We start from the raw sequence: 23,926 nt of genomic DNA, 5'->3' as shown, positions 1-23,926 counted from the left end.
GATAAACCCTTAATCGAATTTGTTTTTCATAAGCAGAAGCAAGAAGTAGCCGCCGCCGATAAAGTTGATAATAACGCTGATGGTGGTATCGAAATCGAACAGGTTTTCCACCACCCATTGACCGCCTGACAACAGCACAACCGATAATACAGAGCTTGCGACAATCAATAAGCGATGCTGGTAACCGGTAAAAATCTGGCGGGCGAGTGCGACCACAATCAAGCCAAAGAACAGGATTGGACCAATCAATGCGGTCGAGATAGACACCATTAAAGTGATGATGAACATGACTTGCATGGTCAGTTTATGGGTATCCACGCCTAGGCTTTTCGCGTTGTCGACGCCAAGCCACATTACGTCCAATTTGTGGGCGATGCGCATTAGGTATGCTCCACACAGCAGCATCGGGATTACACACCAGTACACCAACTCACTGTTGATGTTGTTGAAGCTGGCGAACATCGAGCTCTGGATGAAGGTGAACTCATCTGGGTCGGTGATCATGGTGAAGAAGCCGGTGACGCTATTGAACAAGCTGCTCAGTACGATACCAATCAACAACAAGGTGAAGATATTGCGCTGACGACCACGGAAGTAGAAGCTGAACAAGGTCATTGCACAAACAATCATGATGCCAGTCGACAACACGAAGTTGAGTTTGCTGTTGATGACTAAAGCACTCAAGCCGCCAAACATCACTACGAGCAGCACTTGAATCATCACGTACATGGAATCAAAACCCAGAATCGAAGGGGTAAGGATTCGGTTGTTGGTGATGGTCTGGAAAATCAGTGACGACGATGCGATCGCCATCGCTGCCAAGACAATCGCCAATACTTTCGGGATGCGGCGTGACAAGAAGAACTGGTGGTTATCTGGCGTTAAGCCTTTACCGATGAACACCGCACAAATCAAAACCGCCGCGATTGCCAGCAGCGTTACTTTCATAGAATCACGCATTCGATTTGTCTCTCAGAACTAGGTAAATGAAGATTGAGCCACCCAAGATGCTGATGATCATCGAGATTGGAATCTCGTAAGGGAAGATGATAAGACGGCCGAGGATGTCGCAAGTAAGCACCAAAATCACACCTGCGTATGCGGTCCAAGGCAAGTTACGACGCATGTTGTCACCAATGAACAAGGAGACAAGGTTTGGTACGATAAGCCCAAGAAACGGAATCATACCAACTATCATTACCACCGATGACGACAGCACAGCCACAAGAATGACACCGACTAAAACAATGCGCTGGTAGTTTAAACCGATGTTTTTAGCAAAGCTCTCACCCACGCTCGCCGCACTAAAGCGGTTGGCGTAAGCGTAAGCCAGAACCGAGACTGGCAGAGCGAGATACAAGAACTCGTAGTTACCGCGTAATACCGATGCGAAGTTAGCCACCGTCCAAGAACCAAGGGTCTGTACTAGGTCGTATTTGTAGGCAATAAAAGTGGTCATGGACGAAACCACGTTGCCATACATGATGCCTATCAGCGGGACGAGCACGGTGTTCTTAAACTTCAAACGTTGTAAGAAGCGCACGAAGATCACCGTACCAATCACAGAGAACGTGAAGATGGTGATCAGGTGCACCCAACTGCTCATGTCTGCAAACAGAATCAGCGCGACGATGTAGCCGAACATTGCCCAATCGACCGTACCCGTTGTAGACGGGGCAGCAAAGCGGTTTTGCACGATCTGCTGCATGATCAAACCTGCAACACTTAAGCCTGCACCAGCGAGGACGATGGCCAACAAGCGGGGCAATCGGCTAACCAGTAAGATGTTCAAACTGTGGCTGTCACCGGCCAAAATCTGCGAGAGAGAAACGTTCGCCACCCCAACCAGCAAAGAGGCGCAGGCGAGTACGACGAGTAATAAAAAAGCCAAGATATGATGTAATTTCATGGTGTATTTATAGGGTAATAAAAACAACAATGACCTTTCGCACCGTGAAGCGGGAAAGGTCATCTTTTAGAGTGAGATTGAACCGAATCTGTTAGTTAGTAATGACTTGGTTCAGCTCTTTAATCATGGTTTGCGTCGATTGGTAGCCACCTGCGGTTAAGTACCAAGCCGCTGGGTCCATAAACAGCACGCGGTTGTTTTTCGCTGCTGGTGTGGACTTCACAAGATCGTTGTCGAACAGCTGTTTTGCTTTACCACTGCTCTGACCGATCGCTTGTTCGCGGTCAAGGATAAGCAGTACCTCAGGTTGCGCATCAGCAATGTATTCGAACGAAATCAAGTTGCCGTGGGTACGTGGTACAGATTTCACGTTCTCAGAAGTCGACGTTGCAAAGCCCGCTTCTTCATACACAAATGAGAAACGGCTGTTAGTGCCAAACATCGCCAAGCTGTTACCGCTGTTTGAGACGGTCAGTGTGCGTGGTGGCTGAGCTTCTACTTTTGCATGAAGGTGATTAATTTGTTCTTGAACGCCTTCAATCAACTGCTCTGCTTGCTCTTCTTTGTCGAAGATGTCACCTAGCGTGCGCCAGTGTTCTTGGGTTGTTTTCCAGTAGTCGGTGGTGTCGATACGGAACATGTAAGTTGGCGCGATGTCGCTCAGATCTTTGTAGATATCTGCCATGCGACCTTCTGCGATGATTAAGTCTGGCTTAAGCATAAACAGCGTCTCGAAGTTCACTTCTTTCACGCTGCCCGTGTTTGCGAACGAGTCGATTTGGAATTTTTCTAGTGACTTTGGCAGCAGCGTCTTTGGCATGCCTACGGGTGTTACGCCCAAAGCATCAATGTAGTCTAAACTGCCGTAGCCCAATACAACGACGCGTTGTGGAACGCCATCAATGTCTACTGTGCCCAAACTGTGTTGGTAGGTTTTAGCCATTGCCCCCATAGGAGCCAATGCAAGCAGCAAAGCTCCCGTTGCTACGCGAAGAGAAGTTTTACCAAACATAATGATTTCCAAAAGGTGCGATGCAATCTCGCAAGAGTGCCTTAAAAACAAATAATGCTTTAAAAAATAGAGCGCGAGATTAGTCGTAAAGCGGTATAACTTATTTGATTAAAATCAAATAAGAATGATTATTGATTGCAGACACATTAGCAGATAGTCTATATGCAGCAACAGAATTAGCGGAATAGTGAGTATTCAAAAAATGAATTTAGCTCAAGTCGACTTGAACTTATTGTTTATTCTCAAACACCTACTTGAAGAGAAGCATGTTTCCAACACCGCGGTATCGCTCAATATGAGCCAACCATCGGTGAGCCGCTCTTTACAGAAACTCAGAAACTTGTTCAACGATGAGCTGTTAGTACGTACTGCACACGGCTATGAATTGACCCCAAAAGCGGAAGTGATCAAGCAAGATTTGAACACGGTGTTAACTGGGCTAGAAAAGCTGATGTACGGCCAGTCATTTGTGCCAGAAAAGAGCAACGGTACGATCCGTTTTTACGGCTTGGTTCCGCAGGTGATTTTCTTACTGCCACCGATTGTTTCGCGCATCCGTGAAGAAGCGCCGAACATGATTGTCGATATCGATTCCATCCCGAAACGCCATTTCGATTCGCTGATCGCAGGGGATGTACATTTTGTGCTCTCAACCGCGGAGCCACCTAGCTCTGAGCAGAATTTGTACCGCATGAAAATTGCCAATCGCGACTACCGATTCCTAATGAGCGAAACTCATCCACTTGCCCATGTTGAGGAACTGACGGTGGAGATGCTGCTCGATTGCAACTTCGGTCAAATCTCACTTCAAGGTGGCAAAACCCTGTCGATTTATCACCGTTTTGTTGAGCTTGGTGTGGTGGATAAAAAGCGCCAATTATCGATTCCTGTTCAGCTTTCAAACTTCAACGCTGCGCCAGCGATTGCCGAGCAAACGGATGTGATTTTCCACTTGCCAACGCCGTTTGCACAAGACGCTTGTCAGGGCAGAAAATTGATCACCAAAACCGTACCAAAAGCGATTCGAATGGACAGTGAATCGGTCTATTTATACTGGCATAAGCGCTATCATAACGACCCGATGTGTAATTGGGTTAAGTCATTGTTCAAGGAAATATATGGCTCAACTGAGGCTGAATGGTAAAGAATATTATTATTCATTTTCGACATAGTGGTAATTAATCCTACAAATGCTCGGTTACTTGTCTTCGTCAAATAAAGGCTATTTAATGCGAACCATTATCATTATAAGTTCCATTAAAATTTATAGGTTTTTACCATGTCGAAGACGACTCCGTTTGCGCCAAAACCATTAGCAGTGGTGATCGGTGCGCTATGTACCTCTTTTTCCGTCTTTGCTGATACAACGCCAATCGAAACCGATGAGCAGCTTGTTGTAACAGCAACTCGTACCCAGATGGAGCTGAAAGACGCTCCAGCTTCTATGTCGGTGATCACCGCTGAAGACATCGAAAACGATCCAGGCATCACGCTGGCGGACATCGTGTCTAACGCAACCAGCGTGGAGTCAGACTTCGACAGCACACGTGCAGGTCGTCAGCAAATCTCGATTCGTGGTATGGATTCGAAATACACACTGATCATGGTAAATGGCCGTCGCATGAGTTCGGCAAGTGCGATCGTACGTGGTAACGACTTCGATCTTTCTGCGATCCCAATGGATTCAATTGAACGTGTGGAGATCATCCGTGGTCCTATGTCGGCGCTTTACGGCTCTGACGGTATGGGCGGTACGATCAACATCATCACTAAGTCACCAAGCAACGATTGGAGCTCGCAACTCAGCCTAGACAACACCACGCCAAACGATGGCAATGGTGGTCAAGAGTACACTGTGGGTCTAACGACGTCTGGCGCTCTGATTGAAGACACGCTATTTGCTCGTTTCTCTGTTTCTCAAACGAGTCGTAATGCATGGCAGCCATACTCTGGCGAGAAAGGCGGCATTGATCGTGAAGAGGTCACTGCACTTGAAGATCGCGATAGTTTAGCGATGTTCGGTACGCTTTCATGGCATTTGGCGGACAATCAATTTATCGACCTTGACCTTGGTTACAGCGACGACGAGCGTGATACCGCAGCAGAAAGTGGTACTACGGTTCTGTTCTCGGAGTCTCGCGTTAAACGTAATAGCCAAGCGTTATCGCACACCGGTTTTTGGTCTTGGGGTGATACGCAAGTTCGTTACTCACGCGAAAACGTAGAGAACATTGAAGCGGCAAACGATGGTGCTGATTCAATTGAAGAACTGACACAAATTTTTGAAGCATCAGCTACGACTTACCTAGGTGAAAGCCACACCGTGACGTTTGGTGTGGACTACCAAACTAGTGAGCTAACCAACCCAGAGCACATCGTGGGTAACAAAGCAGAAGCTTACCAAGGTGCGGTATTTATCCAAGACCAATGGGAAATGACCGATACGCTAATGGCGACAATTGGTGGTCGTTTGGATAAGCACGAGCACTACGGCGAAGAGTTCAGCCCGCGTGTGTACCTAGTACACCAAACAACGGACGACTTGGTACTGAAAGGTGGTGTGGGTAAAGCGTTTAAGGCACCAACCATGACGCAAAACCACCCAGACTTCTCGATGAGCAGCTGTAAAGGTAACTGTAACATCGTAGGTAACGAGGATCTGGAAGCAGAAACCAGCGTGAACTACGAGTTCTCGGCGCTATACAGCGGTCGTAACTGGAACCTTGAAGGCGCGGTATTCCGTAACGAAATCGAAAACCTAATCGAACAGACAGACATCTTCTGTGAAGTCGGTACGTGGTCGAGTGCAGTAATGAGCTGTATTGATGACAATGGCGACCCAATCGATCGTGAACTGTCTAACCCGTACAAGTCTTACCAAAACGTATCGAAAGCCGTTATCCAAGGCGTGGAGCTAACGGGTAGCATTCAGTTCAATGAGCAATGGGCGATGTCTGGTAACTACACTTACTTAGACACCGAAGATAAGTCGACAGGTGAAGAGCTGAACGAGCGTTACAAGCACTCTGCATTTGCTCGCCTAAACTGGTACCCAACTCAAGATTTGAACCTGTTTGCGAGCGCACGCTACCGTGGCGACCGTAAGATTGATTCTCAGCTAACCCAAGATGCTTACACAACGATGGATTTAGGTACGGTTTACCATGTGAATGATGCACTACGTATTCGTGCGGGTATCACCAACCTAACCGATGAAAGTGTATCAAGAGAGCTAGAAAACATCGGTTATGTTGAAGCACCGCGTACTTACTACGTTGGTATGACCACAGACTTTTAAGCTCTAATCACAGACTGATTCGATTGGACTTAAGTCGAATTTAATCGAAGCAAGACATGGCGTTGCAGTACACTCTGTAACGCCTTTTTTGCTTTTAGGGATGAATAGGGAAAGACAATGCTTCAAACTTCTTGGTTATTTTGGGCGCTCATGTCGGCGGTATTTGCGGCGATGACCGCAGTGTTGACCAAACTTGGTGTGGCGAACATCAACTCTGACTTGGCGACCTTTATTCGTACTTGCGTGATTCTTGTTTTGGTTGGTTTGATTGCTTACGCGACCAAGCAGTTCAGTGCCATTGGAGAGATCTCGACCAAAGGCATGGTGTTCTTGGTGTTATCGGGTTTAGCGACAGGTGCATCGTGGCTATGTTACTTCCGCGCCATGTCATTGGGGCAGGCGTCTCAAGTTGCGCCGATCGACAAACTAAGCGTGGTGCTGGTGGCGATATTCAGTGTGGTTTTATTGGGAGAAAAGCTCAGCATGATCAACTGGATGGGGATTGGCTTGATCACCGTTGGCGTGATTTTGGTGAGCCTACAAAGTTCTTAAAGGTCACTATCACCTGAGTATCTCGTCTCTTGGAATAGCGAGAGACAGATGTAATTCAGAATCGATATACAGAGAGCATGGGCTTCATGAGAACAGTTTAGTTTCTCAGCTCTTTGCTCTTTGATTCTTCGTACACAGTTCCTTTCATTACGTTCTTTGACCCACTTTCTGAATCACAAACGCTTGGCACTGATTAAACTGCGCGAAAGCTTGTAACTCCTCTTCTAAGGCGACGAAAAACGCTTCTCTGTCTTTGAGCGAAGGCTCGGTGACTAGGTTAAGAACGTTCAGCGTTGAACTGATCTTATCCACTTTGCAGTCGGCGCGCGCGACCAGTTTCCCATCCCACAAAATTGGCAAACAAAAATAACCGAACTGGCGTTTTGGCTCTGGAACATAACACTCAAGCAAGTAATCAAAGTTGAAAATTGCACTGGCGCGTTTTCGTTGGATAAGCAGGTTATCAAATGGGGAAAGGATTTTAGCGCGTTTGCGGTTGAGCCGTTTGTCGAGCAAGTTCAGCGCATCGCTACAGGCATAGTACGCTGATTTGTTGATGCTTATGGCTTCTATCTCACCCCAATCGACCAATTCGGACAGAGCTTGTTGTACCGGCTTCTTGACCCCTTTCAGTAGGTAAACCATTTCAGGCAAAGTACCGAACCCATGAGATTTAAGATAGTTGAGGACTAAGAATCGCGCGTGTTCTTGCTTGGTTGGCATCGATGTATCAATGTCTTGAGGCAGAACATGTGAGGTTAGGTCGTACACTTTCTGGAAACCACGACGTTCGCTTATCATCAAATCGCCCTGCATGTATAAGTTCTCTAGGGCGCGTTTGGTTGGCTTAGTATTCCAGCCATCGGTCTTATGGTTGGCAGATTCGAAGTCCTTTGCCATCAATGGGCCTTCTTGCTCAATTCTCTTCAAGATAGACGCCATCAAGTCGTGGTCTTTTTTGTACCAATGCTTCTGTTGATCGGATTTGATCGCCGCTTTGTGAGGTAAGCTATGACGGTATTGCGACATAGGTAAATACGCCGCCGCATGAGACCAATATTCGAAGACTTTCTTTTCTGCCACCAGTTGGTCTAGGTGCTCAAGTTGGTAGCTTGGGTTTCGGCTCCACAAAGTATGATGGTGAGCGCGCTGAACGACAGAAATCGTATCAATCTGCACATAGCCCAGTTGCTCAAAGACGGCTAAGGTCTTTGCTTTGGCGCTGCCTTTGTTGCTTGCTAGCGGCAACCCTTGAGAGAGCAGAGCTAATTTCTGTGCTTGTGCAAGATTGAGTGATTTCATGTCGTTATTTGTCTTCCTTGTTACTTTATATTGCCCGGACTCTATTGCTCGGAAGGCTGCTCAGTGGCAAAGCCTCGCAGAACGTTGGTCAGTGTGATGGTCGCAAAGACCACAATCACCAATGACAGGTGCCACGCTTGGCTTAATCCGAGTTGCACCAATGCCATACTCACAATCGATGACACCACCATTTGGCCGCCGCCCGACATCGCCGCAGCTGCCCCTGCTTGTTTCTTATAGGGTTGCATTACCATGGCTTGAGCACAAGGTAGAGCGATAGCATTGCCTAAAATCATCAGCAACTGGCCTAGCATTAAATACAGCGGCTCTACAGGGCAGAAGAACAGCCACACTGCGGAACTGACGTGCAGGATTGGCGTGACCAATAGCATCTTCTTCGTGCCGATGATTGGGCGCACACGGTTACAGATACTGGTGCCGCAAATCATGCCGAACGCCGGAATCAGTGCCCACATCGCGTATTGATCGGATGTCATGCCGATTTGGTTCTGCATGATAAAAGGCATTACCGAAACGGTTGTGATCATCAAGCTGAAGTTAAGCCAACCAATACTGGCAAAGCTCATAAAGTAACGAGAAGTCAGTAGGTCACGATATTGCAGCAGCATCTTTTTCGGTGATGGCAACGCAGAGGTTTGTGTGATGGTTTCTTGGAAGCGAAATACGATCACAGTCCAAGCCAACAATACGTAACCCAACAGCGAGATAAACACCATAGTCCAGCCGAAGTGGGCGTTAATGAAACCACCAATAACAGGAGCAACTAACGGTGTGATAGAGGCCGCCATCGCAATATAGGACAAAGCGACAGGGAGCTCAGGACCATTAAAGCGGTCGCGAGTTGACGCTCGGGCTAACACCGCGCAACAGCCAGTGCCTAAACCTTGCAGAAAACGGCCTGCTACCATGCCAGTGAAAGTATGGCTTAGGAAAATGATCATCAATAGACCGAGCATGGCAATCAACAAGCCAGCTAACAGCACCTTTTTACGGCCTAACGCATCAGATACCGGGCCATAGATAAACTGAGACGGGCCAAAACCAAGTAAGTAAACACTGACCAACAGCTGAGCTTGGTCGAGGGAAATATCGAAATCTTTCGCGATCCAAGGCAAGGATGGGAACACCAAGCCCATGCTGAGCTGACCAACACTGATGATGAGACATGCCAGCAAGATAGTTTTAAATTCAATCGGTCGACTCATGATTTTTCACCATCGCCACGGCGGCGCAGGCTTCCTTCTTCATCAAATTCATTCAGTTTGGCTTTCACTCGTTTGACCGTCGATAGGCTGACTTCACATTGTTCTGCGACGCTTTGTAGCGTATTGCCTTCCAGAAGCAAAGTTGCAATGTGCTGATGTTTGGCTTTGTCTGCAGGGCGACCTCGGAATTTTTGCTTCCACATCTGTGGGTCGTCTTTAAGTGCTTTTCGGCCTTGTTCTGCGGCGAACAAGCGATGTTGCGTTTGCACTTGCCCGTAGCCAGAAAGCAGCGAAAGCAAGGTTTGCGTTTGTACTGAATCAGGTTCAAAAGTCAGTGGTTCACAAACGGTTTTTAGGGTGACGCCTTTGTTAAGCAGAGTTTGAATCGTGGTTAGGGCTTGGCTGAAGTCTCGGCCAAAGGCGGTTAGCCACCAAAGTACAACGGTGTCACCGGTTTGCACGGTAGTTAAGAGTTGTTGAAAGGCTTGTCGCTCGGCTGGTGGTGTGCAGCCGCGTACCTTGTCCTCAAGGTGAATTGCTTCAGGAGCAAAGATTTTCAAAGCGCTGAGTTGCTCAGGGTAAGCTCGGTTTTTAGGGGAGTGCCGTGTATAGAGAAAGGTAGCCATGGTTGCAATACGTCTCTTGAAGTTGGTTCATATACTGTAATGGTCCATAAATATACAGAGGTTCATTAGTAACCACAACACCAAATGAACCATTGGCTCGAAATCTTAGAAGTAGAAGTAAAAGATGAGGGGCAAGAGAAAGAAGAAATGCGGAAATAAAAAAGCCAACCGCTTGGGTTGGCTTCTCTGGAACTAGGCTTTGGTGGTGCTGCGCTCTATCAATTTGACTGGCACCATCATCTTCACCAAGCTGCTGTTTTTATTGTTGATTTGATCAACGATAATTTTCACACACTCACGCGCTAGACGACGGAAGTCTTGGCGGAAAGTGGTCAGTTGGTAGCTCAACCATTCCGTTTGTGGAATGTTGTCGAAGCCGATGACTTTCAGATCTTGAGGGATACGAATACCACACTCAATACGCGCAATGTCCATTACCGCCATTGCAAGGTTGTCGGTTGCACAGAATACGGCTTCAGGACGATTCTTATCGGCCAGCATCGCACGTACTTTATCCAGCGAACTTGCGTAGTCGTAGCTCGCTTCAATGATGCGTGGTGTTTTACCCGTTAAGTCTTCAAACTCAGAGCTGAAGCCACTTTGACGCTCGTCGTTGGTGAATGTTGGCACTTCACCCGTCAGGTAAACCGCGTTTTTCACCCCACTTTCGTGCAGCAGTTGTGCCGCTTGTTGACCAGCTTCGTAGTTGTCACTGATTACGTAACTGCTCTTTGTGCCTTCTACGACTCGCGCGTACTGAATGATAGGGATATTGAACTCTTCACACTCTTCATACAGTGATTTGTTGAAGGTAGCGGAAGCGGCAATGACACCATCTACACGGTATTGGAAGATGTTCGGGATCGAGTGGTTGTCTTCATCATCCACTTGCCATGGAATCAACACCGCTGAGTAGCCTTGCTTCTGCAATTCACTTGAAATCAATTGAAGTGTTTTCATGTGGATAGGGTAGTCCGCATCTGGGAATACCAAACCGATCAACTTAGATTCGTTAGTGGTCAAGCTACGTGCAAAAGCATTTGGACGGTAGTTTAGGGCTTTCGCGGCTTCGAAGACCTTTTGCTTGGTCTTTTCAGATACTGAGCTGCCCGGAACAAACACACGCGATACAGTAGATTGAGAAACGCCAGCCAGTTTGGCAACGTCCTTCGATGTTACGGTTTGTTTTGCAGGATTCATGTGAGTTGATTCATAAGTCAGTTTAACTGTGACTAGGTTAACACAAATAGGTACGTAGTCATAAAGAGAAATAAGCAAGATTTAAGTAAATAAAGGGTTCGATTGTCTTTGATGGCGCAATTTGGGTAGTACCCAAGTCACATTTCATGTTTTGCATACGAAAAAAGCCTTACCCAAAAAAGGTAAGGCTTGCTCTTATTTCCCATTTCCACTAAATCGAATAAGTTACGTAACCGGAATAACTTATCTCGTGGTTATCAGAAGTAGTAGCGAATACCTGCCGCGAATTGATCATCACGGTTTTCGAATTTGCTGCCATCGTACTGATCTTTACCTAGGTCGAACTGGTATTCAGTCCAAACTAGGAATTTGTTCTTCTGAAAGTGGTATTCAAGACCAGGAATCAGCAAGTTACGCTCGTAACCTTGCGTCTCGTCACCACGATCTTCCATGTAGTTGTAGTTCAACGTTGGGCGTAGGCCGTTGTCGAAGTGGTAGTAAGTGTAGATTTCGCCACCTAGGGTATCGAACATTACGTCCGTACCGCCTTGGCTCACTGCTTCCCAGTTTTCGCCAACGTGGAAAGTCGCACCCGCGTAGAAGCCACCGTTGCTGTAGTTCGCGCCCAATAGCATGATGCGCATGTTGTCGCCGTTTTCTACGCCAACTACGCTTGCGTCTAGATCAGCAACTTCATTTTGATGGTAAGCTGCGCCAAGTGTTACGCCATCAACGGGTTTGTAAGTGATAGACGCACCCATGCCGTTTTTCAGTGAGGCTGTCGCATTGTTTGCTAGAGCAACATCTTCACGCGTGGTTTGGTAAGTAAAGCCGTAGCTCACTTTTTCATTAATTGAATTACGGTACGTAATTGAGTTTTCTGCACGACCAGCACCGGATGCGATACCCCAGTCAGCTAGGTTGTAAACACCTGAGCCACGAGTACCAAATACACGACCTAAATCGGTGTACCATGCTACGTCGTAGAAGGTGGACCACTGCTTAGTACCTGCAGCAATCTTGCCGTACTTTTCGTGATCAACACCTGCGTATAGCAAGCGGTCGTAAATGTTGTCGCCGTTCGCGCCAGAGTTGTAGCCCCATTCCGCGTGACCGAAACCAGTCCAGCCGTTATCCAGACCCATTTGGCCTTTCAAACCGAAACGTGAGCTGCCGCTGTTCCATTCGCCGTTGTCATCACCGCCACGGTCTTGGTAGCGAAGATCGAAACGGCCATCGATGGTTAGGCTGTCGCCAGCGTCATTAACAAAAGTGTGTGCAGCAAAGGCTGAGCTAGAAGTAAGCGCTGCTAAAATCACTGCAGAAAGGGTCGACTTTTTCATCATCAATCTCATTATTCAGGGCGCAGAAAGCCACCGTGCGTTCATGCCCGTTTTGAATAAGGGTTCTATCTTGAGGTTGTGCCCCATCCTTGAGGCACGAGTTGGGAGCATGTCACCTGAACCGAGAGGGGATTCAGGCAACATAAAGGCGGGTTGACAATCCGCCCCTAGGACTTCTTATAGAGAAGGGTTTAGGATCTGTTGAGTACGCTCGAACACGTCTAGACCTTGCTGTTTTAGCCAGTAAGGAAGGTCGATCAGTACCCAGTTCTCAGATAGCTTGTCGCCGTCACGGTAGTAAACGTCAACCACTTGCATGTCTGCACGTACTTCACCACCTGTCATACCTAGGAAACCACCGATTGGCGTGTTAGATAGGTTTGGCCAGCCGAAGAAACAAGAGAAGTTACCTTCTGCGAAACGACATACGTGGCCGTTAAACTTCTTGTCTTTTAGGTTGTTACGGAACGGCAATTGGTGCTGTTGTTGGTAACGAGGAATTGTGTAAGACGCACCGATACCACATGGACCGTACCAGATCATGTCTTTAGACCAGCTCTTCTCAAGAACTTCTGGTGGGCAACCCATAGCGCCGCTGTCGTTTAGTGCAGATAGGTCATCAACCATCTTGTTCACTAGTGCTAGTGTTGCTACGCCTTCTTCTGGTGCTGCGTCTTCGAACAGTAGACCATCGTGGTTACGAGGACCAGGGTATACGAAGTGCTTACCTGTTGATGGTGGCAGTGGGTAACAACCCGCTTGGTCCATTGCACCTAGAAGGTCTAGGAATAGGCCAGTCTTAGTGATCTTGCCGTTTTCAACACAGTTAAATTCTGCGTAACGGATGTTCATGATCTTGCCAGTTGGGCGCATGCCTAAGTATTCAGCGTCGAATAGACCCATGAAGTGACCCATGCTCATTACCCAGATTTCACCTGATGTTACTTCGTTCTCACCACCGATGAAGATGTCTTGACGACGCTGCATGCGAGTCATTGATTTCATCAAAGGAGCCCAGAAAACGTCAGCCGCTGCTTGAGCGCCTTGTTGCTCACGGAATGGGTAAACACCACGCCATAGGTAATCTTCTGAAGTGTGTGCTTTTAGTACTTCTGCCACGTTCTCGTGAGTTGCGTTTTCCATTGCGCTGAAGTATTCACGTACAACGCGTTTCGCTTCTTGATATTTAGACATAATAAACTCTCTTATTTGCTGTCGAGTCGGCTTTGGGAACAGGACTCGAAATTAAGTTTTTTCATCCGGCCGGGGAGCCAGCCGGAGTTTTTGAAATTCAGTTACGCTTTTGCTGCTTCGGCTTTTTTGCTCTTATCGAACACGCCGCCTTTTAGTGTCTCTGGCAGTGATAGCCATAGAAGACCAGCAAGGATCCATACGATTGGTGAACCCCACATTGCGGTTTGTAGGTCGGTACGTTCTTGGATGAAGATAAGTACCATTGGTGCCCACATACCGAGGATACGACCGCCGTGGAATAGCGCCGCGCCGTAGCTACGGAGGTGTGCTGGGAACAGTTCTGAGAAGTAACCACCCCATACCGCTGAAGAAGACAGACCGAAGTTGTAAATCAGACCAAGTAGAGCCAGCATGTTTAGGCCGCCAATCACCATATCGCCAGGTGCAACAAAGAAGATTGAAACCATGATGCCTGCTAGGATGAAGCCAAATGCATTCACCTTACGACCGAATTTGTCAGCTACCCAACCCCAGAACCACGCACCAAACAGTGAACCAAATGCTGAGATAGAGAAGATGAGACCGATGGTTGCACCGTCGAACATACGTACATCACGTAGGTAAGTGGTTACGAAGCCACCAAAGAATTGGAAACCGTAGAAGTTAAGGCCAGCCAGTAATAGACACGTTAGTGTGATCTTACGGTAAGGCTTGCTTAGCATTTCGCCCCAAGAGCCTTTTTTCGCTGGTGCATCTGATTCTTCTGCTTTTGCTTGCTCTTCTTCACCGTAAGCGATCACTTTGCTGTCGCTAGGTAGTACAAAGATCATGACCACAGCGGCTGCCAATGGTGGGATACCACCTACAAGCATTAGGCTTTCCCATGGTGCATCGATGCTTGCAATAAATGCTGCATACGCACCCATTACCATCAGTGCTACAGAGAACATAGAAGACGCGAATGCCGTCAACTTACCACGTACCGTTGGCGTAAATAGGCCGATCATTAGGCTTACTGCCACGGTGAAGTAACCACCCAGTGACAAACCAATGATGAAACGCATTGCTGCCCATGTTGTGTAGTCGGTGAACATCATATTGATGATCGTTGCGCCACCGTTTAGGGCTGTGATGGTAATAAGAGTGGATTTCTTACCAAATTTTGTTGCGAACCAAGCACAGCTCAATGCACCGATAAGTGCACCAACCGACTGCCATGTATAGAACTGGGCAGTGTCTGACAGGCTAATACCATCATACGCTTCAACGATGTATGGGCGTACGTAGTCAATAATTACAAAGTTATAACAATAGAAAAAGTAACCAACCAGTATTGCTAGATAGGCCGCTACCCTTTGAATCATAGGAACTTCGCTCATGTGTCTTTTGGCATTCATGACCGATAAACCTCTATTTCACTTAGGATTTGTTGCTATTCAAACTTAATGAACACGATCTTATTTGGATCATCTTCGATTTCGTGTCGGGGTGAATCATAGTTTTTTTAAGGTTATTAGATCCGTGATCAAAATCAATTTTAAAATGAATGCGTACCCATTTTGTGAGTTTTAGTGACAAGGATCTCACTAATCGGCGTTTTTGGCGATTTTGAATACATTTTCGCCTATATTGGTGATAATAATCACACTTACAGTGGGATTGTCGTTTAAAAATGCCTTTTTACAGTAATATCTGGGCATAATAATTAGCTACCCAGAATTAGGAAAACCTTAAAATGGTTACGTACTCAAGTTTTGTGGTGATTGCGTTATATGTAGTAATTACCATACTAATCAGCTATTTAGTGAATAAGCGCTACAGCAATGGTGGCGACTTTTCCACGGGTGGAAAGCAATTTGGCTGGTTTACGGCAGGTGTCTCGATACTTGCGACTTACATTAGTGCGATGACGTTTGTAGGGATGCCTGGTTGGGTTTATAGCTCTGGCATGGAAGCGATGAGTATTCACCTTAACTATCCCATCGTTATCTTTTTCACTGTTATTTTCTTTGTGCCTGTTTTTTATAAGCTGGGTCTGACTTCGATTTATGAATACCTTGAGCACCGCTTTGGGGTGTATGCAAGAACCATCAACTCGATTGTGTTTATTGTGGTTCAATGTATCTCTGCGGGTGTGATTTTGTATGCCGTGGCGCTGATCTTAGTGCAAGTTCTGCCTATCAGTATTTCTGAAGCCATTATCTACATTAGTATTTTTACCGCTTGCTATACCTATGCGGGCGGGATTTCAACGGTTATCTGGACCGATATGTTGCAATCTGCAGTATTGGTTGCGGGCAGCATCGCTATCTTTGCCATTCTAATGACAGAGATTAATGCGGCAGATTACCTTTCTCGTGATCACTTGAATATCATCAACTTAGACTTTGATTTGGGCGTGGATACCACACTCTGGGCTGGCGTGGTTGCCGTGAGCTTTTTGCATTTGAGTGTGTACGGCACCAACCAATTGATCATCCAACGCACGTTAGCGACGAGATGTGAAAAGACGGCGCAGAAGTCGATGCTGTTGTGTGGTTACGGTGCGTTTTTCGTGTACTTGTTCTTCGCGGTACTCGGTGTTCTTTTGAGTGTTTTCTATCAAGATCAATCGTTTGAAAACAGCAACGAAGTGATTTTGGATTTCGTCTTCAACCACACTAACCCAATCGTCGTTGGTTTGATCATTTCCGCATTGGCAGCGGCCGCAATGTCGACCTTGGATTCGACCTACAACTCAATGGCGACCGTCGCGACGTTCGATATCTACAAGCGTTTCGTTCGCAAAAGTGCCGATGATGAGCACTACGAAAAAGTCGCAAGAAAGATGAGTTTGCTTGCTGCGGCCATGGTGGTAGTGCCAGCTCTTCTGGCGGTATCGAATGAATCGGTACTCAAAACCATCGCTAGCCTGACTTCTATCTTCGTTGGTATCCGTTTGGGTTCATTCGTGCTTGGCTTATTCTGGGCGAAAGCCAATGAGAAAGGCGTGATCGTTGGTAGTATCATGAGTGTGATTGCGGTGTTTACTGCGATGTATCTCGACGTGGCTTGGCCGTGGTTCGCGCCAATTGGTACGTTCGTCTTCCTTTTGTTTGGTGTGTTAGTGAGCCGTCGTTGGGGCGCTGTGACTGCCGAGCAACAAATCTTTATCAATAATCAAAAACATCTTTTTGCAAAGCCAACCGCAAGCCATTACGGGCTATTGGTGTTCGCTGTGGCGACCATCGCCGCTTGTATGGTTCTCCCTGATTGGCTTTATGCTGCATTGTCGTAATAGGTAAGTTTATGCTGTCCATCTTTGATATTTACAAGATTGGTGTGGGCCCTTCTAGCTCTCACACCAATGGTCCAATGATCGCGGGTTACCACTTCACTCGTTTGATTGAATCGAACTTGGCAAAAGTGGTTCGTATTCAAGTCGATTTATACGGTTCACTCTCGTTAACGGGGATTGGTCACCATACTGACCGTGCAACGATTTTGGGTCTGTTGGGTAACAAACCAGATACCATCAAAATCGCTTCTGCGAACAAAGCGATGCGCAAGGCGATTGAAGAGGGCATGATGTCTGTCGATGGCCGTCATGAAATCGAATTCAACTACAAAACGGACATGTTGTTCCATGAAGAGAACCTTCCTCTGCATGAAAATGGCATGACGATTACTGCGCTAGATGCGCATGGCAATCAGGTTGGGTTTGAAACTTACTACTCTATCGGTGGTGGTTTCATCGCAACGGCGGATGAATTGCAAAATGGCAGTGCGACTACACCCGTAGAAGTTGAGTTCCCATTCTCCAGTGCAGACGAAATGTTGGCACAGGCTGAGAAGAACGGCATGAGCCTCGGCGGCATGATTCTGAAAAACGAACAAGCGTTTCAGGATATGGAAGCCATTAATCAACGCGCAGAACAGATCTGGCGTGTGATGACGCGTTGCATGGAGCGTGGTTTCGAGACAGAAGGTATCTTGGATGGCGGCTTGAACGTGACCCGCCGTGCGCCTAACTTGCTGAAGAAGCTTGAAGCAAATGCAGCAATCGAAAACGATCCAATGGAAATCATGGATTGGATTAACCTGTTTGCTTTTGCTGTGAGTGAAGAAAACGCGGCTGGTGGACAAGTCGTAACGTCGCCAACTAATGGTGCGGCGGGTGTGATTCCGGCGGTATTGATGTACTACCATCGCTTCATCAAAGAGCTTGATACTAAACAGCTTAAAGACTTCCTTGCTGTGTCCGGTGCGATTGGCATTTTGTACAAAACTAATGCGTCTATTTCGGGTGCCGAAGTAGGTTGTCAGGGCGAAGTTGGCGTGTCTTCTTCCATGGCGGCAGCTGGCTTGACGGCACTGCGTGGTGGCAGCAATGAGCAAATTTGTATTGCGGCCGAGATCGCCATGGAGCACTCACTAGGCATGACTTGTGATCCAATTGGTGGCTTAGTGCAAGTACCGTGTATTGAGCGTAATGCGATGGGTGCAATGAAAGCGATCAATGCTTCTCGTATGGCATTAAAGCGTAATAGTAAATGTTTGATATCGTTGGATAAGGTGATTGAAACCATGTATCAAACGGGCAAAGATATGAACAAGAAATACCGCGAGACGTCACTGGGTGGATTGGCTTTGATTCACCTAGCGCCGCCTTGCGAATAGGCTCTGAGTCCATACTCTTCTCTCTGATTGGTTTCAATTGGCATATTGAAATCGCCTCTCATCCACTTTGTTTACTTTGGTGTGAGTAAATACTCTATTGTTAGCGAGTTGTTATTTATTTGGGCGCAACAAGTTCAAACATCTACTGGATTAGAGGAATTGCATATGTTGTTGAGTAATAAAATTGCTATTATCACCGGGGCTGCATCAGGTATTGGATTAGAGACGGTGAAGCTATTTCTTGAAGAGGGAGCCAAGGTGGTTGCTGGTGATATTTCCCCATCAGAAGGTATTTTGGAGATCAGCCGTTCGAACCCCAACTGTACTTTTCAACTTTCGGATGTAACCGAACCAAATGCACACTCATTGTTAATCGAGACCGCGGTAGAGGAGTTTGGTGGCCTTGATATCTGTTTTAACAACGCAGGCATTATAGGAGACACCTCAACCCCTGCCGCTGAGCAAGACATGACCATTGCTGATAAGGTTTATGAAGTTAACGTGCGTGGGGTTGCGCTAGCGATGAATGCTCAGGTTGCTCATTTCTTGAGTATCAATCATTCAAATCCGGTTATCATAAATACCGCATCGATAGCAGGAAAAATAGCTGTGCGAAACAGCGCACCTTATGTGACTTCCAAGCATGCTGTTGTCGGATTAACCAAGGCGTATGCCGTCGATTATGCAGAAAAAATCAGGATAAATATAGTTGCTCCAGGGGTTATTGCTACATCAATGATAGAGAAAGATGCAGACCAAGAAAGAGCAAGAAAAACGATAGAATCACATCCAGTTGGTAGAGTTGGACAACCAAGAGAAATAAGCGAGCTTGTCGCGTTTCTAGCTTCTGACCGAGCGACCTTTATCAACGGTGCATATTTTAATGCAGATGGTGGTTATTTGGCGGTTTAGGCTTTACGACTACAACATTTAAGGGCGTTTGAGATACTTTTCAAAGTGATGCCAGAATGAAAAAAGCCGATGCACTGATAAGCATCGGCTTTGTTTTTTTGGTGTGACTGAATGAGTTCGGTGGGTTTATCGCAATAGGAAGTAAGGCGTACTAACGTAAGCATGTCCCGCTGAAATCGCATAAGGCAGTACGACTTTACCAACAGAGACCGCCGTGTTTACCAGTGGTTGAACGTTGATATTGGCATTCATCAAAGTAGGGCGAACGTTGGGAGCCAAGCGATAGTGGCTTGGAGTGGAAACGCAGCCAGAAAGTGTAGACGTAAATAGCAGTGCAATGATGATTGATTTGATGGTTTTCATAATGGTGACTCTCAAAAATAGTATTTTGGCTCTGGTTTTGGTTATCGGGATGAGCCTTGGTTGAGAGGAAGATTGCCTGAGTCGAACGAACGTCACCATCAATGTAAAACAAGTCATAGCGTGCAAGACTAAAAGTAATACTGGGCGTTACTAAGTATTAGTTTTTACGAGTAAGGTCGTACTAAATGCCCCCTGGATGGGTTGTTTAGTGCTTTGGAAGGAAATAGAAAGCAGTAAAAAAAGCCAGAATGAAACCGCCCATTCTGGCTAGGAGCCAAACGAAGGTGCTCAAAACACAATCTGGAGGCAGATTGCTTACATGGAACGTACGGTCAGTGGTCGGCGGCGACCAATCTTAGTTAGAGCGAGCTGCCATAAGCTCAAGTCTCGTGAGCGGAAGGCGCCAGCACAGCTGAGTAAGTAGTATTTCCACATACGGTAGAAATCTTCACTGTAATCGCCTTTGATCTGATTCCATGAGTGTTGGAAGTTAGAGAACCAGCACATCAGGGTTTTGTCGTAGTCTTCACCGAAGTTGTGCACATCTTCGATATTGAATCGATCTTCCATCGCTTCTGCGAGGTTCTTCATTGATGGAATGACGCCATTTGGGAAGATGTATTTCGAGATCCACGGGTCCGATGCGGTAGTGCTGTGGTGTGAGCCAATGGTGTGTAACAAGAACACGCCATCGTCTTTCATGAAGCGTTCTGCGCACTCGAAGTATTCCGCGTAGTTCTTCGGTCCCACGTGTTCAATCATACCGATAGAAAAGATGCGATCGTACTGTACGGTGGGTTTGAACTCGCGGTAGTCCTTCAAAATGAAGTTCGCGACTACGCCATTTTCTATCGCCAGTTTGCTGCCGAGCTTCTTCTGCTCTTTCGATAGAGTCAGGCCATCGCAAATCACACCATACTTCTTCGCAGCGTAAATCATAAAGCTGCCCCAACCACAGCCAATATCGAGAATACGCATCCCCGGTTGCAGATCGAGCTTACGACAAATCAAATCCATTTTATGTTCTTGCGCTTCGTCCAGCGTTGCTGCTCGATTCCAGTATCCACAGGTATAGGTCATGTGCGAGTCGAGCATTTTTTGGTAAAGCTTATTGCCGATGTCGTAGTGGTGCGGTACATCGAATTTACAACGTTCAATGCTTTGTGGGTTAACCCAGCTTTTCAGTTTTAACTTCGCAGCGGAAGAGGCGAACTTGAGCTTTTCAGCCAGTCCTAATTTGCCTTCAATATCGTTTAAAAGTACGCGCTCAAAGAACTGATCCAAGCGGCTGCAATCCCACATCTTGGACATGTACGCTTCCCCTAAACCCAAGGAGCCTGACTGCATCACAAGCTCATACACTTTTGGGTTAAACACTTGGATATCCCACGGTTTAGAACCATTGATGGTGATACCTGCTGGGGCTAACGCCTCTTTAAACATTTCTTCTAGTTTGTTCATACTATGCCTATTTCACGTGCATGTTCGCTACGTATTCATCTTCTGCCCAATACATACGTTCGGCGACTTTGGCTTCCGGATTTAGGCTAACGCCATCTAAGACGCGCTCTCTAAAACGCAAGTAGCCGCCTTTATCAATCAGATGTCCCATGTGGAGGTAAATCGGCTTACCGCCCAACATCTCTTTTTCAAATTCGAACAGATTGTCGATGACAGGGTGTAGGACGTCTTCCGTTACCCAATTGAGGAACATCTTGCCAACGCGAGGGGTCTTCTTCGAAGTTCGACCGCCCAGCTTGACCATATAGAATTGTTTTGGATCTCGACGCCAAGCCAGTGTCGGACAAGCAAGTACACATTCGCCGCAGCCAATGCATTTGCTTTCTTCCTTCACCGCTTTGCCGTCTTTGAGTGACAAGCAATCTACAGCGTGGTGCGCACAAGCTTTGACGCAGGCGCCGCAACCAATACAGCGATGGCTTTCGAAATTAATCTTGGCGATACCTAAGATGCCAAAATCCGCCATATTGGCTTTGGCACAATCGTTCGGACAGCCAGCCATGACCATTTTTAAATGGTATTTGCTAGGGTAAACGTGACGCTCCATTCGCTGCGCTAAACCAGTGGTATCGGTATTGGCTTTCTGGCAGATTCGACTGCCCTGACACGCGACAATATTACGCCCACCAATCGACTGATAACCTGCTTGCGTGTCTTCGACATCAATGCCGCACGTATCGACGGTGATGTCTTGAATGAAGGGTTCAAGCGCTTTGTTGACCTCTGGAATGTCTTCATAACGAATGCCGGGCATCGCCAGTTTTTGTCGTGTGGTGAGGTGAATGACACCATTGCCCCATTTTTCGGCGATCTCTTGCGCAGCACCGAGTAAGTATGCGGGCATAATGCCACCCGGAATGCGCACGCTGATCATGCACTCGCCACGCACTTTCGATAGGCGGTAATCGCCATTGGCGCGCATTTTGATGATATCTACGTCCATCGTCATTGTGATTCCCTCCTAATCGATCATGGTTCTGGCGTGGTCATAACGGAAAACTGGACCATCCAAGCACACGTATTTGTCGCCAATTCGGCAGTGACCGCATTTACCAACTGAGCAGGCCATTCTGCGTTCGTAGTCGACCCAAATCTGGTCTTCTTGAATACCTCTGGACAAGAAGTCCTGCACGACAAACTTAATCATGATCGGTGGGCCCACTACGATGACGCGGATGTTCTCTTTGTCAGAGAGGTCAAGCTTGCTGATGTGCTCGGTGACCAGACCGCTCTCATAGAAGTGTTCGTCGCCACCGTCATCCAAGGTGGTGATGACGTGATTGGAGTAAGACCAATTCAGCAAGTCGTTTTTGTACAACACGGCATCTTGGTTTTTGAATCCGAGGATCAAAGACATCTTCTTCACATCACTTGGGTTGTTGTGAAAGTAGTTAATCAGCCCTTTAACCGGAGCAACGCCAGTGCCGCCCGCGACCACAATGAGGTGTTTATCTTGGTATGCTTCCATCGGGTAGCCGTTGCCCATTGCGCCGCGCATCATCACGCGATCACTGGCGTTTAATTGGAACAGCTCGCTAGTTACCTTGCCGACATTACGTATCAACAAATCCACGTAACCTAAGCCGTAATCGGAGACGGAAATGGGGGCTTCGCCTACAAGGGATAAACCCACTTCGACAAATTGTCCATAGTGCACCGGAAAGTCGCACGCAACGCGAAAATTCCATTCCAGTTCTGTGTGCTTTTCGATATGAATAATCGGGTAGCTTTGCGGCAGCATTTTGTTTTCACAATCGCACATTAGAGCGCCTCCTCTACAATCGATGTCATCTTGTTGATGATGTTGCTAAATGAGATGTAGTGAGGGCATCGGTCGTCGCAGCGTCCGCATCCGACACACATGTGGTGTTCGCCTTGGCGAGATTTAAAGTCATTGACCTTGTGCAAGGCGCGATAACGTAAACGCTCTCCAGTTTTATGGCGGAAGCTGTGACCGCCTGCCATATCCGAGAAGCCATCAATCATGCAACTGGCGTGTTGGCGGCGACGTTCACCCACTTTGGCTTCTTGGTTATAAACCACATCAAACACGTTGAAGCAGGCGCAAGTCGGGCATGAAGAAGTGCAGCGACCACAGCCAATGCAGCGTGAATCGTATTCTGACCACACCGGATGGCTGAGTAATACTTCGCGTACTTTCGCCGGATCATCGCAAACCGAATCTGGCGTACGGACTTTGACGGGGTTGGACTTGACGAAGCTGACGCTGTGCTCAACGTCTTTGCCTTGTGAAAAATAAGGCGTCAACTCTGGATCTTTAATGGTGACAATCGCGCCGTGCTCACTAAATTGAACTGAAGCGGCGAAGTTATCAGTTTTGTTGGTGCCCATAGAGACACAAAAGCAGTTTTCAAAACTTTCGCGGCATTCAATCAGTACAAGCTTGAGTTTTTGGCGAAGACGCTTGTAATAGAAGTCCTCGTGGTCGCCATTTTCTAAAAACATGTAATCAAGGCTTTTGAGCGCATTGATGTCACAAGCTCTGAGAAACAGAAACACAGGACGTGCATCAACGCTAGATTCTCGTAATTCGTCGGCGTTAAACCAAAACAGAGTTTCCGTGATGGGAAAGACGATTTCTTTGGGTGAAAAGTGGCTTTTCTCTTTCCACTCCAGTTGGTCGTAACGTTCCAATTCTTGGTAATCCAAATTCGGGGTATGGGCAAAACGACCCGCGTATTCTTCATAGACGGGCGCCATCACTTTATAGCTCTGACGTAACGCCTCGATCGCCGAACCCATTTGCTGAGTAGTTAAAAACTTAGGCATTGTTCTATCTCGTTATTTT

General features: G+C 47.0%; 21 protein-coding genes. 6 read left to right on the top strand and 15 right to left on the bottom strand.

What is annotated here, in order from left to right:
- Positions 1-9: 9 nt before the first annotated feature.
- From BCT11_RS11815 to BCT11_RS11805, 3 genes are all read right to left on the bottom strand, one after another.
- Positions 10-960 carry an iron chelate uptake ABC transporter family permease subunit gene (locus BCT11_RS11815; RefSeq protein WP_102388390.1) on the bottom strand — a complete coding sequence of 317 codons (951 nt, stop codon included), beginning with the start codon at positions 958-960 and terminating at the stop codon, positions 10-12.
- Entirely contained in the window at positions 953-1,909 is a 957-nt protein-coding gene (locus tag BCT11_RS11810; protein WP_039974024.1) for an iron chelate uptake ABC transporter family permease subunit, read from the bottom strand. Before BCT11_RS11810 ends, BCT11_RS11815 begins: the two co-directional genes overlap by 8 nt.
- A gap of 91 nt (positions 1,910-2,000) precedes the next feature.
- The gene (locus BCT11_RS11805; RefSeq protein WP_102388389.1) at positions 2,001-2,921 is read right to left on the bottom strand and encodes a siderophore ABC transporter substrate-binding protein; all 921 of its coding nucleotides are present in this window, start codon (positions 2,919-2,921) and stop codon (positions 2,001-2,003) included.
- A gap of 202 nt (positions 2,922-3,123) precedes the next feature.
- Between BCT11_RS11805 and BCT11_RS11800 the strand changes: the two genes are divergently transcribed.
- From BCT11_RS11800 to BCT11_RS11790, 3 genes are all read left to right on the top strand, one after another.
- Entirely contained in the window at positions 3,124-4,065 is a 942-nt protein-coding gene (locus BCT11_RS11800; RefSeq protein ID WP_038868905.1) for a LysR family transcriptional regulator, read from the top strand.
- Positions 4,066-4,200: 135 nt separating this feature from the next.
- A complete protein-coding gene (locus BCT11_RS11795) occupies positions 4,201-6,219 on the top strand; it encodes a TonB-dependent receptor (RefSeq protein ID WP_102388388.1) in 2,019 nt (672 codons plus the stop codon).
- A gap of 117 nt (positions 6,220-6,336) precedes the next feature.
- The gene (locus BCT11_RS11790; protein WP_038881239.1) at positions 6,337-6,771 is read left to right on the top strand and encodes an EamA family transporter; all 435 of its coding nucleotides are present in this window, start codon (positions 6,337-6,339) and stop codon (positions 6,769-6,771) included.
- A gap of 147 nt (positions 6,772-6,918) precedes the next feature.
- Here the strand turns inward: BCT11_RS11790 and BCT11_RS11785 are convergent, their stop codons facing one another.
- The 7 genes from BCT11_RS11785 to BCT11_RS11755 all read right to left on the bottom strand — a co-directional run bounded on the left by BCT11_RS11785 (position 6,919) and on the right by BCT11_RS11755 (position 15,059).
- Positions 6,919-8,073 carry a crosslink repair DNA glycosylase YcaQ family protein gene (locus BCT11_RS11785; RefSeq protein ID WP_102388387.1) on the bottom strand — a complete coding sequence of 385 codons (1,155 nt, stop codon included), beginning with the start codon at positions 8,071-8,073 and terminating at the stop codon, positions 6,919-6,921.
- 41 nt (positions 8,074-8,114) lie between these two features.
- Entirely contained in the window at positions 8,115-9,299 is a 1,185-nt protein-coding gene (locus tag BCT11_RS11780) for a multidrug effflux MFS transporter (RefSeq protein ID WP_039974030.1), read from the bottom strand.
- Positions 9,296-9,925 carry a recombinase family protein gene (locus BCT11_RS11775; RefSeq protein WP_102388386.1) on the bottom strand — a complete coding sequence of 210 codons (630 nt, stop codon included), beginning with the start codon at positions 9,923-9,925 and terminating at the stop codon, positions 9,296-9,298. The genes BCT11_RS11780 and BCT11_RS11775 overlap by 4 nt, the downstream gene beginning before the upstream one ends.
- 192 nt (positions 9,926-10,117) lie before the next feature.
- On the bottom strand, positions 10,118-11,125 hold the full coding sequence (locus tag BCT11_RS11770) for a LacI family DNA-binding transcriptional regulator (RefSeq protein ID WP_102388385.1): 1,008 nt from the start codon (positions 11,123-11,125) through the stop codon (positions 10,118-10,120).
- Positions 11,126-11,382: 257 nt separating this feature from the next.
- Complete coding sequence (locus BCT11_RS11765; protein ID WP_009701228.1) at positions 11,383-12,468, bottom strand: porin; 1,086 nt, start codon at positions 12,466-12,468, stop codon at positions 11,383-11,385.
- Between the two features lie 177 nt (positions 12,469-12,645).
- Positions 12,646-13,662, bottom strand: a complete 1,017-nt coding sequence (locus BCT11_RS11760; protein WP_005374772.1) for a nuclear transport factor 2 family protein — start codon at positions 13,660-13,662, stop codon at positions 12,646-12,648.
- 101 nt (positions 13,663-13,763) lie between these two features.
- On the bottom strand, positions 13,764-15,059 hold the full coding sequence (locus BCT11_RS11755) for an MFS transporter (RefSeq protein ID WP_005374774.1): 1,296 nt from the start codon (positions 15,057-15,059) through the stop codon (positions 13,764-13,766).
- A gap of 338 nt (positions 15,060-15,397) precedes the next feature.
- Between BCT11_RS11755 and BCT11_RS11750 the strand changes: the two genes are divergently transcribed.
- Genes BCT11_RS11750 through BCT11_RS11740 form a run of 3 tightly spaced genes read left to right on the top strand, consistent with a single transcriptional unit; the run spans position 15,398 to position 19,233 of the window.
- Complete coding sequence (locus BCT11_RS11750) at positions 15,398-16,939, top strand: sodium:solute symporter (RefSeq protein WP_102388384.1); 1,542 nt, start codon at positions 15,398-15,400, stop codon at positions 16,937-16,939.
- An 11-nt stretch (positions 16,940-16,950) separates the two neighbouring features.
- Entirely contained in the window at positions 16,951-18,321 is a 1,371-nt protein-coding gene (locus BCT11_RS11745) for an L-serine ammonia-lyase (protein WP_041056177.1), read from the top strand.
- 45 nt (positions 18,322-18,366) lie between these two features.
- Entirely contained in the window at positions 18,367-19,233 is an 867-nt protein-coding gene (locus BCT11_RS11740; protein ID WP_206747853.1) for an SDR family oxidoreductase, read from the top strand.
- Between the two features lie 126 nt (positions 19,234-19,359).
- On the opposite strand, the gene BCT11_RS11735 is transcribed toward BCT11_RS11740, so the two are convergent.
- The 5 genes from BCT11_RS11735 to asrA all read right to left on the bottom strand — a co-directional run bounded on the left by BCT11_RS11735 (position 19,360) and on the right by asrA (position 23,907).
- The gene (locus BCT11_RS11735; protein WP_102388382.1) at positions 19,360-19,596 is read right to left on the bottom strand and encodes a hypothetical protein; all 237 of its coding nucleotides are present in this window, start codon (positions 19,594-19,596) and stop codon (positions 19,360-19,362) included.
- A gap of 315 nt (positions 19,597-19,911) precedes the next feature.
- Positions 19,912-21,057, bottom strand: coding sequence for a cyclopropane fatty acyl phospholipid synthase (gene cfa / locus BCT11_RS11730; RefSeq protein WP_102388381.1), 1,146 nt, complete (start codon positions 21,055-21,057; stop codon positions 19,912-19,914).
- Between the two features lie 7 nt (positions 21,058-21,064).
- Complete coding sequence (gene asrC, locus BCT11_RS11725) at positions 21,065-22,066, bottom strand: sulfite reductase subunit C (protein WP_042605157.1); 1,002 nt, start codon at positions 22,064-22,066, stop codon at positions 21,065-21,067.
- Between the two features lie 12 nt (positions 22,067-22,078).
- Positions 22,079-22,879 (bottom strand): anaerobic sulfite reductase subunit AsrB, encoded by an 801-nt coding sequence (asrB, locus tag BCT11_RS11720; RefSeq protein WP_009706541.1) that lies wholly within the window; start codon positions 22,877-22,879, stop codon positions 22,079-22,081.
- A complete protein-coding gene (gene asrA / locus BCT11_RS11715; RefSeq protein WP_102388380.1) occupies positions 22,879-23,907 on the bottom strand; it encodes an anaerobic sulfite reductase subunit AsrA in 1,029 nt (342 codons plus the stop codon). Before asrA ends, asrB begins: the two co-directional genes overlap by 1 nt.
- Positions 23,908-23,926 lie beyond the last annotated feature (19 nt).

Source organism: Vibrio sp. 10N.222.52.B12 (assembly GCF_002875385.1).
Lineage (GTDB): Bacteria > Pseudomonadota > Gammaproteobacteria > Enterobacterales > Vibrionaceae > Vibrio > Vibrio jasicida.
This window is presented reverse-complemented; position numbering and strand designations above follow the sequence as displayed.

Bases quoted from the DNA above. Each gene is read 5' to 3' on its own strand.
- BCT11_RS11815 (WP_102388390.1), bottom strand. From the start codon at position 960: ATGCGTGATTCTATGAAAGTAACGCTGCTGGCAATCGCGGCGGTTTTG.
- BCT11_RS11810 (WP_039974024.1), bottom strand. From the start codon at position 1,909: ATGAAATTACATCATATCTTGGCTTTTTTATTACTCGTCGTACTCGCC.
- BCT11_RS11805 (WP_102388389.1), bottom strand. From the start codon at position 2,921: ATGTTTGGTAAAACTTCTCTTCGCGTAGCAACGGGAGCTTTGCTGCTT.
- BCT11_RS11800 (WP_038868905.1), top strand. From the start codon at position 3,124: ATGAATTTAGCTCAAGTCGACTTGAACTTATTGTTTATTCTCAAACAC.
- BCT11_RS11795 (WP_102388388.1), top strand. From the start codon at position 4,201: ATGTCGAAGACGACTCCGTTTGCGCCAAAACCATTAGCAGTGGTGATC.
- BCT11_RS11790 (WP_038881239.1), top strand. From the start codon at position 6,337: ATGCTTCAAACTTCTTGGTTATTTTGGGCGCTCATGTCGGCGGTATTT.
- BCT11_RS11785 (WP_102388387.1), bottom strand. From the start codon at position 8,073: ATGAAATCACTCAATCTTGCACAAGCACAGAAATTAGCTCTGCTCTCT.
- BCT11_RS11780 (WP_039974030.1), bottom strand. From the start codon at position 9,299: ATGAGTCGACCGATTGAATTTAAAACTATCTTGCTGGCATGTCTCATC.
- BCT11_RS11775 (WP_102388386.1), bottom strand. From the start codon at position 9,925: ATGGCTACCTTTCTCTATACACGGCACTCCCCTAAAAACCGAGCTTAC.
- BCT11_RS11770 (WP_102388385.1), bottom strand. From the start codon at position 11,125: ATGAATCCTGCAAAACAAACCGTAACATCGAAGGACGTTGCCAAACTG.
- BCT11_RS11765 (WP_009701228.1), bottom strand. From the start codon at position 12,468: ATGAAAAAGTCGACCCTTTCTGCAGTGATTTTAGCAGCGCTTACTTCT.
- BCT11_RS11760 (WP_005374772.1), bottom strand. From the start codon at position 13,662: ATGTCTAAATATCAAGAAGCGAAACGCGTTGTACGTGAATACTTCAGC.
- BCT11_RS11755 (WP_005374774.1), bottom strand. From the start codon at position 15,059: ATGAATGCCAAAAGACACATGAGCGAAGTTCCTATGATTCAAAGGGTA.
- BCT11_RS11750 (WP_102388384.1), top strand. From the start codon at position 15,398: ATGGTTACGTACTCAAGTTTTGTGGTGATTGCGTTATATGTAGTAATT.
- BCT11_RS11745 (WP_041056177.1), top strand. From the start codon at position 16,951: ATGCTGTCCATCTTTGATATTTACAAGATTGGTGTGGGCCCTTCTAGC.
- BCT11_RS11735 (WP_102388382.1), bottom strand. From the start codon at position 19,596: ATGAAAACCATCAAATCAATCATCATTGCACTGCTATTTACGTCTACA.
- cfa (WP_102388381.1), bottom strand. From the start codon at position 21,057: ATGAACAAACTAGAAGAAATGTTTAAAGAGGCGTTAGCCCCAGCAGGT.
- asrC (WP_042605157.1), bottom strand. From the start codon at position 22,066: ATGACGATGGACGTAGATATCATCAAAATGCGCGCCAATGGCGATTAC.
- asrB (WP_009706541.1), bottom strand. From the start codon at position 22,879: ATGTGCGATTGTGAAAACAAAATGCTGCCGCAAAGCTACCCGATTATT.
- asrA (WP_102388380.1), bottom strand. From the start codon at position 23,907: ATGCCTAAGTTTTTAACTACTCAGCAAATGGGTTCGGCGATCGAGGCG.